The sequence below is a fragment of the Mycobacterium botniense genome (assembly GCF_010723305.1).
GTDB lineage: Bacteria > Actinomycetota > Actinomycetes > Mycobacteriales > Mycobacteriaceae > Mycobacterium > Mycobacterium botniense.
The window spans coordinates 249846-264460 of record NZ_BLKW01000002.1 but is presented as its reverse complement, the minus strand read 5'-3'; the positions used below and the strand labels follow the sequence as shown (position 1 = coordinate 264460).

General features: G+C 68.7%; 13 protein-coding genes. 4 read left to right on the top strand and 9 right to left on the bottom strand.

Going from position 1 to position 14615, the window contains the following annotated elements; genetic code table 11:
- Nucleotides 1–7: 7 nt before the first annotated feature.
- From G6N08_RS01495 to hglS, 5 genes are all read right to left on the bottom strand, one after another.
- Nucleotides 8–4558 carry an ATP-dependent helicase gene (locus G6N08_RS01495; protein WP_163753595.1) on the bottom strand — a complete coding sequence of 1517 codons (4551 nt, stop codon included), beginning with the start codon at nt 4556–4558 and terminating at the stop codon, nt 8–10.
- A gap of 19 nt (nt 4559–4577) precedes the next feature.
- Nucleotides 4578–5234, bottom strand: coding sequence for a TetR/AcrR family transcriptional regulator (locus G6N08_RS01490; RefSeq protein ID WP_163753593.1), 657 nt, complete (start codon nt 5232–5234; stop codon nt 4578–4580).
- 141 nt (nt 5235–5375) lie between these two features.
- Nucleotides 5376–6416: a histone deacetylase family protein gene (locus tag G6N08_RS01485; protein ID WP_163753590.1), complete on the bottom strand. Its 1041-nt coding sequence runs from the start codon at nt 6414–6416 to the stop codon at nt 5376–5378.
- A gap of 62 nt (nt 6417–6478) precedes the next feature.
- Nucleotides 6479–8035 carry an L-piperidine-6-carboxylate dehydrogenase gene (amaB, locus tag G6N08_RS01480; protein WP_163753588.1) on the bottom strand — a complete coding sequence of 519 codons (1557 nt, stop codon included), beginning with the start codon at nt 8033–8035 and terminating at the stop codon, nt 6479–6481.
- On the bottom strand, nt 8032–9279 hold the full coding sequence (gene hglS, locus G6N08_RS01475) for a 2-oxoadipate dioxygenase/decarboxylase (RefSeq protein WP_163753587.1): 1248 nt from the start codon (nt 9277–9279) through the stop codon (nt 8032–8034). The genes amaB and hglS overlap by 4 nt, the downstream gene beginning before the upstream one ends.
- A gap of 30 nt (nt 9280–9309) precedes the next feature.
- On the opposite strand from hglS, the gene G6N08_RS01470 reads away from it, so the two are divergent.
- Nucleotides 9310–9762 (top strand): Lrp/AsnC family transcriptional regulator, encoded by a 453-nt coding sequence (locus G6N08_RS01470; protein ID WP_163753585.1) that lies wholly within the window; start codon nt 9310–9312, stop codon nt 9760–9762.
- Nucleotides 9763–9815: 53 nt separating this feature from the next.
- On the top strand, nt 9816–11144 hold the full coding sequence (gene lat, locus G6N08_RS01465; RefSeq protein ID WP_246216565.1) for an L-lysine 6-transaminase: 1329 nt from the start codon (nt 9816–9818) through the stop codon (nt 11142–11144).
- Nucleotides 11145–11339: 195 nt separating this feature from the next.
- Here lat and usfY read toward each other — a convergent pair whose 3' ends face one another.
- The 3 genes from usfY to G6N08_RS01450 are packed head-to-tail and all read right to left on the bottom strand — an operon-like array spanning nt 11340 to nt 12362.
- Nucleotides 11340–11666: a protein UsfY gene (gene usfY / locus G6N08_RS01460; protein ID WP_163753580.1), complete on the bottom strand. Its 327-nt coding sequence runs from the start codon at nt 11664–11666 to the stop codon at nt 11340–11342.
- A gap of 51 nt (nt 11667–11717) precedes the next feature.
- Nucleotides 11718–12146 (bottom strand): phage holin family protein, encoded by a 429-nt coding sequence (locus tag G6N08_RS01455; protein WP_163753578.1) that lies wholly within the window; start codon nt 12144–12146, stop codon nt 11718–11720.
- 30 nt (nt 12147–12176) lie between these two features.
- Complete coding sequence (locus tag G6N08_RS01450; RefSeq protein WP_163753576.1) at nt 12177–12362, bottom strand: hypothetical protein; 186 nt, start codon at nt 12360–12362, stop codon at nt 12177–12179.
- 394 nt (nt 12363–12756) lie between these two features.
- Between G6N08_RS01450 and G6N08_RS01445 the strand changes: the two genes are divergently transcribed.
- Both G6N08_RS01445 and G6N08_RS01440 read left to right on the top strand, forming a co-directional pair.
- Nucleotides 12757–13191, top strand: a complete 435-nt coding sequence (locus tag G6N08_RS01445) for an ATP-binding protein (RefSeq protein ID WP_163753574.1) — start codon at nt 12757–12759, stop codon at nt 13189–13191.
- A complete protein-coding gene (locus tag G6N08_RS01440; protein ID WP_163753573.1) occupies nt 13188–13988 on the top strand; it encodes an RNA polymerase sigma factor SigF in 801 nt (266 codons plus the stop codon). Before G6N08_RS01445 ends, G6N08_RS01440 begins: the two co-directional genes overlap by 4 nt.
- Here the strand turns inward: G6N08_RS01440 and G6N08_RS01435 are convergent.
- A complete protein-coding gene (locus tag G6N08_RS01435; RefSeq protein WP_163753570.1) occupies nt 13938–14420 on the bottom strand; it encodes an STAS domain-containing protein in 483 nt (160 codons plus the stop codon). The two genes, G6N08_RS01440 and G6N08_RS01435, sit on opposite strands and share 51 nt — an antisense overlap.
- Nucleotides 14421–14615: the final 195 nt, after the last annotated feature.

The window sequence follows — 14615 nt, the reverse complement described above, 5'->3', positions numbered from 1 at the left end:
GCTCGGGTTAGCGCAGCCGCAGGCCGCGCGGGGTGCGGACGAAACCGGCCGCCGATAACGCGGCCACCGCCGGGCTCACCGTATCGGCGCGCGCATCGAGGACCGGGACGCCGTTGACGCGCTCGACGAGAATCGAGTCGACCCGGCGCGCGGCGACCAGCCCGGCCAGTGCGCCCGCTGCCGCGTGGTGGGCTTCGGCATCGCCGGTGAAGCTCAGCAGTGACCGCCCACCGCGTTCGAGGAACCAGGCCAGCTCGCCGTCCACCAGGACGACCAGGGCCCCGGCCTTGCGGCCCGGCCGGGCACCGCTTGTGCTCAGCGACGCGGGGGCCGGCCAGGGTAAAGCCGCCCCGTAGGGGTTGGCCGGGTCAGCGGCGGCCAGCACCACGGCCTGGTATCGCCGCTGCTGCGGGTCGATGCCCTCGACATAGCCGCGCAGCCGGTCGACCGTCGACGCGACAGCGAACTGCGCCCCACCCAGCGACTCGATGAAATAGCCGCGCTGGCAGCGGCCGGCGTCCTCGAATGCGCTGAGCACGGTGTAGAGCGCGGCGAAGCCGCCGGGTATCCCTTCGGCTGCTACCGCCCCCCTCGTCACCACACCGTGGCGATTCAACAACAGCTCAGCGTGGAAGTGGGCGCGCAGCGTGGAATCCGGTTCGGGTTCGGGCAGCGCCGACCACCGGCCGGCCACCGTCGGGTCAGGGGCGCGGGTCTGAGCGTGCACAACACGGTACCGGCTCAGCCGCGGCGGGTGCCGGCGCCGGTGCGCCGGCACGGAACGCGTGTGGGTGCTCAACCCTGCGCCGAGCATCGCCCGCACCGGCGCGAACGTGTCGCCGGTGACCCAGCCGGCCCACACCAGATCCCACAGCGCCGCTTTGAGCGACGCCTGATCGATTCCGGGCTGGATGAGCTGGCGAAAGAAGTAGGCGCCGCCACCGGCCAGGGTGTCGAGGATGCGGCGATGGGTGTCGGTGAACTCGATCGGGCTGGGCGCTGCCAGCGTCAACGGCGCGGAATCGCTCAGGTGCAGCACGACCCAGCCGTCGCTGCCCGAGATCGTCCCGGCGCCCGACCAGGTGACCTCCCCCGACGCCAGCAGCTCGTCGAGCAGCGCGGGCGAGTAATCACGGACCCGCGGCGCCAGCACCAGCGGTTCGATCGCCGAGGCCGGCAGCGCGACCCCGGCGAGCTGCTCGACGACGGCGACCAGCCCGTCGGGGCCGCTGGTGCTCGCCGAGCCCACCTGCTGCCAGGCCGGCAGGAAACGCGCGTAAGCGGCGGTGCTGACCGGTTCCACCTGGGCCCGCAGCGCCGCCAGCGAACGGCGGCGCAGAATCCGCAGCACCTCCGCGTCACACCACTGATCCCCGGGTGCTTTGTCGCTGACGAAGTCACCGCGCACCAGCCGCCCATCGGCGGCCAGCCGGCCCAGCACGTCAGCGGTGACCCGCAGCCCAAGCCCGAATCGGGCGGCGGCATCGGCGGTGGTGAACGGGGTGTGCGTGCGCGCGTAGCGGCCCAGCAGTTCAGCGAGGGGGTCGGCGACGGCCGCAGTGAAACTGGCCGGCACCCCGACCGGGACCGCCACCCCCACTCCGTCGCGCAGCCGGCCGAGGTCCTCGACGGCCACCCACCAGCGGCGGCCGGCAAACGACACGGTGAGTGCGCGCTTGGCGGCTCGTAAACCCTCCAGCCAGCCGCCGACATCGTCGGCGGCGGATCGGGCGGCGACCTCCTCCGCGGTGAGCGGCCCCAGCAGCCGCAGCAGATCCGCGACACCTTCGGCGTCACGTGCCTGCCGATCGCCCGACAGATGCTGCAGCTGGCGCGCGGTGGCGGCGACGACCTTCGGGTCGAGCAGCTCGCACAGCTCCACCCGGCCGAGCAGCTCGGCCAGCAAGGTGGTGTCCAATGCCAGCGCCGCGGCGCGCCGTTCCGCCAGCGGACTGTCGCCCTCGTAGATGAACGCGCCCACGTAGCCGAACAGCAGCGACGCCGCGAACGGTGACGGTGTCGCGGTCTGTGCCTCCACCACCCGCACCCGGTGGGCGGCGATATCGGCCATCAGGGCGGTCAGCGCCGGCACGTCGTACACGTCCTGCAGGCATTCGCGCACCGTCTCCAGCACCATCGGGAAATCGGGGTAGTTGCGGGCCACGTCCAGCAGCCGGGCCGCCCGCTGGCGTTGGTGCCACAGCGGTGAGCGGCGGCCCGGGTGCCGGCGCGGCAGCAGCAGGGCACGGGCCGCGCATTCGCGAAACCGCGCCGCGAACAGCGCCGAACCCCCCACTTCGTCGGTGACGATCGCGTCGATCTCGTCGGGGTCGAAGACGAACAACTCGGCGCCCGGAGGCGTGCCGGCGAGATCGTCGGCATCCGGGACGGTGTCGGGCAAGCGCACCACGATGCCGTCGTCGGCGGCGGCCGGTTTCTCGTCGATACCGTAGCGTTCCCGCAGCCGCCGGCTCACCGCCAGCGCGAGCGGGCCGTGCACCCCCAGCCCGTAGGGTGAGTGCAGGATCACCCGCCAGTCCCCTAACTCGTCGCGGAACTTTTCGACCACCAGTGTGGTGTCGGTGGGTACCACTGTTGTGGCGCTGCGCTGATCCTCGATCAGCCGCCACAAATTGTCAGTCGCGTAATCATCGAAACCCACGTCGGCGCAGCGTCTCTGAAATGTGTCGTGATCGAGGCCGGCTAGCTCGGCGGTGAACGCGCCCAGCGCGCGGCCCAGTTCGGCCGGGCGCCCCGCGTCGTCTCCCCGCCAGAACGGCAGGCGGGCCGGCTGCCCCGGCGCGGGTATGACCAGCACCCGGTCATGGGTGATCTCGGTAATCCGCCAGCTGGTCGCCCCCAACGCGATGACATCACCGGGCCGCGATTCGTAGACCATCTCCTCATCGAGTTCACCGACCCGCGACAGCTTTTCGGAGTCGGTGGCCAGGTAGACGCTGAACAGCCCCCGATCCGGGATTGCGCCGCCCGACGTCACGGCCAGCCGCTGGGCGCCCGGGCGCGCCGTCACCATGCCGGTGTCGCGGTCGTAGACGAGCCGCGGCCGCAGTTCGGCGAACGCGGTGGACGGGTACTTACCAGACAGCAGGTCCAGGACCCCCTCGAAAGCGCTGCGCGGCAGCGTCGCGAACGGGGCGCTGCGGCGCACCGTGTCGAACCACCGGTCGGCGTTGAGCGGTTCCATCGCGGCTGCCGCCACGGTGTGCTGGGCCAGGATGTCCAGCGGGTTGGCGGGCACCCTCGTTGTCTCGATCTGCCCGGCGAGCATGCGCTGCACGGCCACCGCGCAGCCGATCAGCTCGGTGCGGTGCTGAGGGATCAGCACCCCGCGCGATACCTCGCCGACCTGATGCCCGCCCCGGCCGGTGCGCTGTAAACCGCTGGCCACCGACGGCGGGGCGCCCACCTGGACGACCAGGTCGACCGCACCCATATCGATGCCCAGCTCCAGGCTCGAGGTCGCCACCACGGCTTTGAGCTGCCCGTGTTTGAGAGCCTCTTCAACGGCGGCGCGTTGCTCTTTGCTGATCGAACCGTGATGGGCGCGGGCCAGCACCGGCGGCGCTCCGCAGGTTTGGCCGCTGCCCAGCAGCTGGGCGGGCGCACCGCCGGCCACCTGGGGGTTCGCACCCGCCGCCGACGGGATTCCGCACCGTTCGGCGTGAATTTCGTTGAGCCGCGCGGTGAGTCGTTCGGCGAGTCGTCGCGAGTTGGCGAACACAATCGTCGACTGGTGTGCGTCGATCAGGTCGGCCAGGCGCGCCTCCACATCAGGCCAGATGCTGCCGGAGGCCAGGTTGCCCATATCGGGGACCGGCACTTGCACGGTGAGCTCGATGGTCTTTGGCGCGGGCGGCATGACGATGGTGGCCGGGGACTGGCCGCACAAAAACCGCGCCACCTCCTCGGGCGGACGTACCGTGGCCGACAATCCGATGCGCTGCGCGGGCCGGTGCAGCAGGTCATCGAGCCGCTCCAGGGACAGCGCCAGATGCGCGCCGCGTTTGCTGCCGGCAATCGCGTGCACCTCGTCGACGATGACCGTCTGCACGGCGCTGAGGGTGCGCCGGGCCGCCGAGGTCAGCAGTAAAAACAATGACTCGGGGGTGGTGATCAGCACATCAGGCGGCTCGGCGATGAGTTGCCGGCGCCGCGCCGGCGGAGTATCGCCCGAACGCACACCCACCCTGATCTGCGGCCTGGCCAGGCCGCGTTGCTCGGCGATTCGGCTGATCCCGGCCAGCGGGGCGCGCAGGTTGCGCTCGACGTCGACCGCCAGCGCCTTAAGCGGTGACACGTACAGCACCCGGGTGCCCGGGCGCCGCTCGGCAGCGCCGGCCAGGCTGTCGATGGCCCACAGGAATGCCGCCAGGGTTTTCCCGGACCCGGTCGGCGCGATCACCAGCGTGTGGTCACCGTCGGCGATCGCGGCCCAGGCGCCGGCCTGCGCTGCGGTGGGCGCGTCGAAGGTGGTGGCGAACCAGGCGCGGGTCACGGCGCTGAACCGGCTCAGCGGGTCAGCAGACGCAGTGCTCACTGCGCCATGGTGCCAAGCGTCACCGCCGCTCGCGGGCAATGGCGTCGGCCAGCGAGGCAGGAATCCCGGGCACTCGGCCGACCGCGTCCAGCAACGCGTGGGCGCAGGCGTCGGCGAGCTGACCCGCGTCGGTGGACGGGTGCATGATCCGCTGCCGGCACAGCTCGAAAGTGAACGCCAGCCAGCCGTAGACGATCACCTTGAGGTGCTGCTCGACCTTCGGATCCAGTTCAGTTCCGGGACCTTCGACCTCGATGATGCGGGTCATGATATGCGCTAGCTGGCGATCCTTGGCCTCGTCGTCGATGCCGAGCAGGACCGGATCTGAGCGCCCGATGCCCACATAGGCCGCCCACGCCGAATGCGGATGCTGCTGTTGGTACTCCATATACGCCAGAACGCCGGTCCGCACTTCCTCGAAGAGCGTCATACCCGGCAGCGGCAGGTGGCTGGTGGCCTCGATCAGCTGGTCGGCCTGGTGCTTCACGACCGCCACAAAAAACGACCGCTTGTCGGGGAAATAGTGATACATCAGCGCGCGCGACACACCGGCACGCTCGGCGACCTCGTCGATACGGACCTCGTCGTAGGGCTGCTGACCGAAAACCTCCGCCCCCAGCGCGAGCAACTCCGCGCGGCGATCCTCGGGGGAGAGCCGCCGCCGTGTCGCCCGCATGTCGCCGATACTACTGGTCTCCGCTTTTGGTCCCCGCTTTTTCGTTGTGCGTATGTGACGATCGTGACCAGCGGTCCGGCACCTGGGGAGCCGCGCATGTCGTGTGCCGGCGCCCGCAGCCCCGCCCCGGACGGCGCCGGATTAGAGTCGGTGCAGCGATTGGATCGTCGACACCACGGCCGAGATGTCGGGCTCTGGTCGCGGCCGCGGCGGTGGGCCCAGCGGATCGGTCGGGGGCTCGCCGAGCAGGATGCGCGCCACATTGCTCACCCCGTCACGGAGCGCATCCGGGTGGTAGCCGCCTTCCAGCGCGAAAACCACCCTGCCCGCACAACACCGCTGCGCAATCCGCATCACCTCGGCGGCAAGATGCGAATAGCCGCTCAATGTCAGCTGCATCCCGGCGAGCGGGTCGGCCCAGTAGGCGTCGAAACCCAGCGACACCAGGATCAACTGCGGGCCGAAGCGCTCGGCGGCAACCGAGACAATCCGATCGAACACCGTCGCGTAGCCGGTGTCGCCGCTTGCGGGCGGAAGCGGGATATTGAGGGTGTATCCCGCGCCCGGGCCGGCACCGATGTCGGTGGCTGCGCCGGTGCCCGGGTAAAGCGGCTGCTGATGCACCGAGATGTACAGCACCGACGGATCTTCGTAAAACATCGCCTCGGTGCCGTTGCCGTGATGCACGTCGTAGTCGATGATCAGGACACGGTCGACGTCGTGGTGGGTCTGGGCGTGGCGCGCGGCGATCGCGACATTGCCCAGAAGGCAAAACCCCATGCCCCGATCGGCAACGGCGTGATGCCCCGGCGGGCGGATTGCCGCCAGCCCGTTGTCGGCTCGTCCGGTCAAGACCGCATCGACCGCGCCGACGACACCGCCGGCCGACAACCGCGCGATCGTCAGCGCGTCCGGGCCGACATAGGTGTCGGCGTCGAGGAACGTGATGCGATCCAGGGCGCTGACGCGGCCGAGCATGTCGAGATACTCGGCGCTGTGCACGGCGAGGATGGCACCGGTATCGACGGGCTCCGGCTGCAGCGACTGCATGCGCGCACTCAAGCCGCTCTCATCTAATCCCCGCCAGACGGCTCGAATTCGGTCTGCGTTTTCGGGATGGCCGCGAAAGTCATGGTCGGTATAGCGCGGATGGGTGGCATAGACCGTCCGACGCTGCGCCATACCGTGAGCATAAGAGGCCTCGCCCAGCACATCGATGCGGGCGAAAACGCCGCGCGCGAACGTTACCCGAACTGCACACCCTGCGCGAGGGGCATCTCACCGGAGTAGTTGATGGTGTTGGTTGCCCGCCGCATATAGGTTTTCCAGGCGTCCGACCCGGCTTCCCGCCCGCCACCGGTGTGCTTTTCGCCGCCGAACGCGCCGCCGATTTCCGCGCCCGATGTTCCGATGTTGACGTTGACGATCCCGCAGTCGGATCCGTCGATGAAGCGCTCCGCTTCGCGCAGGTCGGTGGTGAAGATCGCCGACGAAAGACCCTGCGGAACAGCGTTATTCAGAGCAATCGCCTCATCGAGGTCATGGTAGGTCAGCACGTAGAGGATCGGCGCGAACGTCTCGGTGGCCACGATGGCGGTCTGCGCGGGCATCCGCACCACCGCGGGCGCGACGTAGTAGGCACTCTCGCACAGCCCGGCGAGGTGGCGCTCGCCGCCGATGACCTCGCCGCCGTCGGCGGCCGCCTGCTGCAGCGCGCCCACCATGTCGCGGTAGGCCCGCTCGTGGATCAACGGGCCGACCAGCGTGCCCTGCTGCGACGGATCCCCGATGCGCAGCTGCCGGTAGGCCGAGACGATGCGCTGCACCACCTCCTCGGCCACCGAGTGGTGCACGATCAGCCGGCGTAGCGTGGTGCAGCGCTGCCCGCAGGTGCCGGCCGCGGCGAACACTATGGCCCGCACCGCCAGGTCCAGGTCGGCCGCGGGCGTGACAATGGCGGCATTGTTGCCGCCCAACTCCAGCAGCACCCGGCCGAAACGTGCGGCGACGCGGGGACCGACCTGCCGGCCCATCCGCACCGAGCCGGTCGCCGACAGCAACGCGACGCGCGGGTCATCGACCAGCTGTGCGCCGACGTCGCGCCCGCCCAGCAGCAGGCCGGCGACCTGCGGCGGCGCACCGACATCATGGGCGGCCCGGACCGCCAGGGCATGGCAGGCCAGCGCCGTCAACGGGGTCAGCTCGGAGGGTTTCCACACCACGGTGTCCCCGCACACCAGGGCGACCGCGGTGTTCCACGCCCACACCGCCACCGGGAAGTTGAACGCGGTGATCACCCCGACCACACCGAGCGGATGCCAGGTCTCCAGCAGCCGATGTCCCGGGCGCTCGGAGGCGATGGTGCGCCCGTAGAGCTGGCGGGACAGGCCCACCGCGAACTGGCAGACGTCGATCATCTCCTGCACTTCGCCCAGCGCTTCGGAGGTGATCTTGCCCACCTCGACCGTCACCAGCCCCGCCAGAGCGTTCCGGTAGGTGCGCAGCAGCTCGCACAGACGGCCGACGAGCGCACCGCGCACCGGCGCCGGGGTAGCGCGCCAAACCGGAAAAGCTTGTGCCGCATCGGATATCACACAGTCGGCGTCATCGGTTTGCGCGACGGTGAACAACACGTCGCCGGTGATCGGCGTGCCGGCCGGCAACCCCTGTCCCCCCGGTTCGCCGAGCCGGGCGGCCGCTGATCCGGCGGCGCCGATCACGTCGAAGACGCGCAGCACCCGCGTGCGCAGCTCGTCGGCGGTCGGCAGCCGGGCGGCCGGCGCGTTCGGATTCTCGGTCACGACGCTGCCTCCCGGGAAAGCGTCTCGTAGAGGGCGTCGGGGTCGTAGATGGGACGGCCGACGGCACCGGCCATCCAGCTCGCGGTGTAACCGGACTCGTCGGCGCCCGCAGCGGCCTCGCTGTCGCGATCCAGGTTGGAGCGGAAGATGCCCGCCGCTGAGGTGGGCAGGAAGTCCTCGTACACAATGGGTTTGGACGGGTCACCGCGGTGGTAATAGGCCAGCTGCTGGGCGGCCATCTGTGCATCGGTCGACGGGAAGTAGTCGTCCCACACCTGCGCCGGATCGGGTGCGGCCATCGCGGCATCGTAGCGCCCGCGGCCTTTCGGGGTGAGCGCCACGCCGCGCGCCTCGACCTCGCCGAAGCGGACCCGCACCGTCTGCTCGGCGAGGGTTCCGTCGCGCATGCGGAATCGGCGTGGTTCGGCGAGGGCGCGAAACGACGTCTGACGCAGCAGCACAGCGGGGCCGTCGGTACGGGGCGGGCCGTGAATGGCATCGATCATGGTGACACCGTGCGCGCTCATCCGCCGATAAAGTGCGTCGATGTCGAGCACCCGCGGCGTCAGGTGGTTGATGTGGGTGGAGCCCGTCGCGGCGATATCGGCCGCCACCGCGGAAACCCGCGACAGCTCGTCATACCAGGATTTGTCGATCGGCTCACGTGACAGGGCGAACGCCGCCACCGCCTGCCCGACGAAGGTTTCGGCCGCGTCGGCGTCGGCACCGCCGTCGGCGGCGATCGACCGGGCTTGTGCGATCAGCGCGGGGTCGAACAGCTGCCGCCGGTCGAGGAAAGCCTGCACCCGTGCACGCAGATCGGTGCTGAAAAACCGCGAGTCGCGCAGCGCCAGCATCGAGGTGAAGACCCGAAACGGGTTGCGCGCCAACTCTTCTGCGTCGACAGGGCGGAAAGCTGTTGACACCACCGGAATAGGCGAGGCGGCGTCACGCAGATCGTAGTAGCCCACCGGCAGCATGCCGAAAGCGGCGAACAGGTCAGCGACGTCGGCCAGTTCGGCCGGGCTGCCCACCCGGATGGCGCCGTGGCGCTCGGCGGTCACCCGGTGCAGCGAGCCCAGCCGCTCGGCGGCCGGGTTGCGCGCCGCGTACTCGTGGTTGACCTGCGCGCATACCCGCAGCAGCGTGGAATAGGCGGGTACCTCGCGGGCGTACATGGCCGAAAGCCCGGCGGCAAAACGCGCCCGCAGCCGCCATGTGGGTAACATCTTTGCGGGGCTCATCGGCCGCCGCCGCTGCGATAGTCTCCGCCCATGGGTGACGCACTGGACGAGATCGACAGGATTCTGGTGCGCGCGCTGGTCGCTGACGGCCGGGCCACCCTGTCACAGCTGGCCGCGAGCACCGGCCTGTCGGTGTCGGCGGTCCAGTCGCGGGTGCGCAGGCTGGAATCGCGCGGTGTGGTGACCGGGTACACGGCGCGGATCAACCCCGAAGCGGTGGGCCAGCAGCTGTCGGCGTTCGTGGCGATCACCCCTCTCGATCCTTCTCAGCCCGATGATGCGCCCGCTCGTCTCGAACACATCGAGGCGATCGAGTCGTGTCACTCGGTGGCCGGTGAGGAAAGCTACATCCTGCTGGTGCGCGTCGAATCCGCGCGCGCGCTCGAAGATTTGCTGCAACGCATCCGCACCACGGCGAACGTGCGCACCCGAAGCACCATTATCTTACAGACATTTTACAGTGGCCGACAGTATATACCGTAATAGTTACGGTGTGCCATCAGAATTCCGTAAAAATACGCGGTATCATGGTGATCATGGCTGTTGTGGCGCCGGTCGCACGCCCAGTCGAACCCGGCCAGGTTCAGGTGATCCTGGCGCGCAGCATGCTGGTCGACGGGTTCGACCTGGTGCTCGACCTGCGCCGCTCGCGCGGCTCTTATCTGGTCGATGCCCGGGACGGTCGGCGCTACCTGGACATGTTCACCTTTGTCGCGTCCTCGGCGCTGGGCATGAACCACCCGGCACTCACCGATGACGACGAGTTCCGTGCCGAACTGGCCGAGGCCGCGCTGAACAAGCCCAGCAACTCCGATGTGTATTCGGTGCCGATGGCCCGTTTCGTGGAAACCTTTACCCGGGTGCTGGGCGACCCCGCGCTGCCGCATCTGTTCTTCATCGAAGGCGGAGCCCTGGCGGTGGAGAACGCGCTCAAGGTGGCGTTCGACTGGAAGAGCCGGCACAACGAGGCACGCGGTATCGATCCCGCGCTCGGCACGCGGGTCTTGCACCTGCGCGGGGCGTTTCACGGCCGCAGCGGCTACACCCTGTCGCTGACCAACAGTGGTTCCACCGCCGTCGCACGGTTCCCGAAATTCGACTGGCCCCGGATCGACGCGCCGTGCATCGGTCCGGACGTCGATGTCGCCGCGGCCGAAGCCGAGTCGTTGCGGCAGGCCCGCGCGGCGTTCGAGGCGCATCCGCACGACATCGCCTGCTTCATCGCCGAACCCATCCAAGGCGAAGGTGGCGATCGGCATTTCCGGCCCGAGTTCTTCGCCGCGATGCGCGAGTTGTGCGATGAATACGATGCGCTGCTGATCTTCGACGAGGTGCAGACCGGCTGCGGTTTGACCGGAACCGCATGGGCCTACCAGCAATTCGGTGTGCTGCCCGACGTGGTGGCATTCGGCAAAAAGACACAGGTCTGCGGGGTGATGGCAGGCCGGCGCGTCGACGAGGTCGCCGATAACGTGTTTCGTGTCCCGTCCCGGCTCAACTCCACCTGGGGCGGCAACCTCGTCGACATGGTCCGGGCGCGGCGCGTCCTCGAGGTGATCGACGCGGAGGGGTTGTTCGATCAGGCCAGTGAGCACGGACGCTATTTACAAGCCCGGCTCGGCGAGTTGGCCGCCCAGTTCCCGGGATTGGTGCGCCATCCCCGCGGGCGCGGCCTCATGTGTGCGTTCAGCCTGCCCACCCGCGCCACGCGGGATGAGCTGATCCGTCGGCTGTGGCAGCGTCAGGTGATCGTGTTGCCCAGCGGAGACGACAGTGTGCGGTTTCGTCCGGCACTGACCGTGTCGCGCGCCGATATCGACGTGGCGGTAGCCGCTCTGCACGCGGCATTGCGCGACCTGGCCTAGCCCCGACTGGCTGGCGGTTTACCCTGCTGGCGTTCGGGGCACCGGCCCTGTGCTGGGCGGCGGGCGTCTGGGCGCTCGTGCGCATTACCGCGTGTGGCGTGAGCGCGGTAGCTGGTGGGCATGGCAGGGGCCGGCTGGTTTGTGCCGATGGTGCTGGCACGGACGATGGGTGCACCTCCGATCGCGGGCCCGGCCCTACTCGGCTGACGTGGATCCGGTGCGCTCCCCGCTCCGGCTGTCTGGACCGGCCGCCTGCCAGCGCTGCTCGATGCGCAGGACGCGGCGCCGCTCGGACATGAACCACAGCACCGCGGCGACGGTCGCGAGTGCGGTGATCAGTCCCGTCGTCGCCAGCCACTCGTAATGGTGGTAGGCGGCGGCCGCCACGGTGCTGACCGCCCCCAACAATGCGACCGCGAGCAGAATGAACCCCGGCCAGAAGAAGTTGTCTTTCATCGTGATACCGGCATGCGGTTGCGTGGTGCGGCAATGGTCGATCGGGTCGTGATGCGTGTCTCCCATCAGCTCCCCTTCCGGGCGGCCTCTGACGAATGCCCCGGGCAGGCCATGCGGCTATCCGCGCTGTCCGCGCGGCCCGGAGCGCTCTTTTCCCTCGCTTTCTTCGGTCGCGGCGGCTTCGCCGCGAAACAACGCGTCGGGCACCGAAATCGCGCCAACCGTTGTCACCAGCCACACGACAACCGTGACAGCGACCCAGGAGGTCATGCCGCCGATGTGGAGGCCCTCAGTCAACACCGCGGCGAGACTCAGCGCGGCGAGGGTCAACACCAGCCCGGCGCCCCCCAGCGACAGCGACGCATAGGCGCGGGGCAGCTTCAACAGCACCAGTGAAAGCATCGCCTGCGCGGCCGAGAACACCACGACGGCGACAGTGAACCCGGGTGCCGACACCGAAACACCGGGAACCAGCCACGCCGCCACCCGCAGTCCAATCGCCCACGAACCCAGGAAGACGGCTGCGCGCAGCAGAACGTGCCTCACACCACCAAGCGTAGGTGTGGCGGGCCGGGATTATCCCCGGTACTCGTCGCGGTCGTCATCACCGAATTCCAGCAGTTGCTCATGCCAGTCACGCGGATCGGCCTCAGTCGGCGGGTCGGGCGTGTCGGGCGCGTCTGGCACCGGCGCGGTTTCTTGGTGTTGCTCGACGGCGTCGGCGATAGGGATTTCGTCGGAACGTTGGTCGCGGTTGTGCATCCCGATCTCCTTATCCGTCGGTCGATCCGTCGGTTGATCCGTCGGTCGGCTGCCCTGACAGTGCAGCTGTGTGGTTGTTTGAGCCGCTGCGGTGAGCGGGTATTACCTGGGACCATGACTTGCACCGAGCCAGCACGCACAGCACTAGCGAGCGACAGCCCTCATCCCATCATGGGGGAAACGATCACAACAGCCATCACGTACACCATCACTGCGACCGAGATCAACACCAGCAGCATGACCCCTGCGATCACGGCTGTTCGCCCCGGCCGCCATGCCCGATGCGGTTCGGTCTGGCCGGTGTCGTCTCTCACCAGCCGAGTACCCGGCGGCTATTATGACTAACCCGGTGCAGCCCTGGGGTAGTGTCGGTCCGGTACGTCCGGGAGGCCACATGACCGCCGAATTGCCGGGTGGCAAGCATCGACGGGGTGAGCGCGCCGTGGAGCTGCGGGTCGCGGCGCGTCTGGAGAATCTGGCGATAGTGCGCACGCTGGTCGGTGCGATCGGCACCTTCGAGGATCTCGATTTCGACGCGGTAGCCGATGTGCGGCTGGCGGTCGACGAAGTCTGCACCCGGTTGATCCGCTCGGCGACCCCCGACGCCACGCTTGTGGTGGTTGTGGATCCGCGCGCAGACGAGGTGGTGATCGAAGCCTCCACGACCTGCGCGACCTTCGATGTGGTGGCACCCGGCAGTTTCAGCTGGCATGTGCTGACATCGCTGGCCGACGACGTACGAACCTTCCACGATGATCACCGGCCCGGCGCAGCCGGCGGGGTATTCGGCATCACCCTGACGACCCGACGGACGGGCTCTGCCAGGTGACGTCGCGGGCTGGCGGTAGCTCGGCTTCGCGACCTCAGGAACGGCCTCACGACTACGCCGATGTTGTGGACATGTTTGGTGAGCTGGCCGCGTTTGATGCCGGCTCGCCGGAGTTTCAGCGTCAGCGCGACAAGATCGTGGAACGCTGTTTGCCGTTGGCCGATCACATCGCGCGGCGCTTCGAAGGCCGCGGCGAGCCGCGTGAGGACCTCGTGCAGGTGGCACGGGTGGGGCTGGTGAACGCGGTCGCGCGGTTCGATGTGGGCGCGGGATCCGATTTCGTGTCTTTTGCGGTCCCGACCATCATGGGCGAGGTCCGGCGCCACTTTCGGGACAACAGCTGGTCGGTGAAGGTTCCGCGGCGGCTCAAGGAGCTGCATTTGCGACTGGGCACCGCCACTGCGGAGCTGTCGCAACGGCTCGGGCGGGCGCCCACCGCCTCAGAACTGGCCGAGGAACTCGACATGGACCGTCTTGAGGTGGTCGAGGGCCTGGTGGCGGGCAGCTCCTATAACACGTTGTCGATCGACAGCGGCAGCGGCGGCGGTGACGACGACGTCCGCGCCATCGCCGACACCCTCGGCGACGTCGATGCCCGGCTGGAGCGGATCGAAAACCAGCAGGCGCTGCGTCCCTTGCTCAGCGCGTTACCCGAGCGCGAACGAACAGTGGTGGTGCTCAGGTTCTTCGAGTCGATGACCCAGACCCAGATCGCTGAGCGGATCGGGATCTCCCAGATGCACGTGTCACGCCTGCTCGCCAAATCCCTCGCACGGCTGCGAGACCAGTTGCAATAGGCGCCGCTGCTCCCAGGGGTCCGCCGGCGCCACCGCCACTGTTTCGGCCACTGATTCCACGGTCGGCAGGAGGTGGTCGGGGTCGCAGATCTGCAGTACCCGCGACACGGCGCGGCTGGGCACCACAGTCCACGACACGTCGGCGTCCGCGCAGCGCGCACTGATCATGTGCAGAGCTGAAAAACCAGCTGTACCAAAGAATTCCACGCCACTGAGATCGAGTATCAGCCGCCTGCACTGCGCGGCGCAACAGTGCACGTACTCGGTGAACTGGGCGGCATTGCATGCGTCGAGTTCACCGTGTGCGGTGACCAGCACCGTTGACCGACCTCGGTGAACGGTCCAGCGGGCGGTCCGGCTGTGCCGCGGCCGGGACGGAAAACCCGCATCCGCTCCGGCCGCCGCGGATGCTGCGATAAGGGGAGAAAACATCCGGTGACTCCATCAGTCGACGACACATTCGTACTGTGGATCACGTCGAGCGCTACAAGCCCTCACGGCGGGGAGTGCGTGCGCCCCCACACCTCAATGACGCTGCTCCGGGCGGCTGTGAACTCAACCTGTCTCGACTGTACCCGCGTCTTGGCCGGCCCGCTAACGAGCCCCGCCCCGGTCGGTAACAGCCCT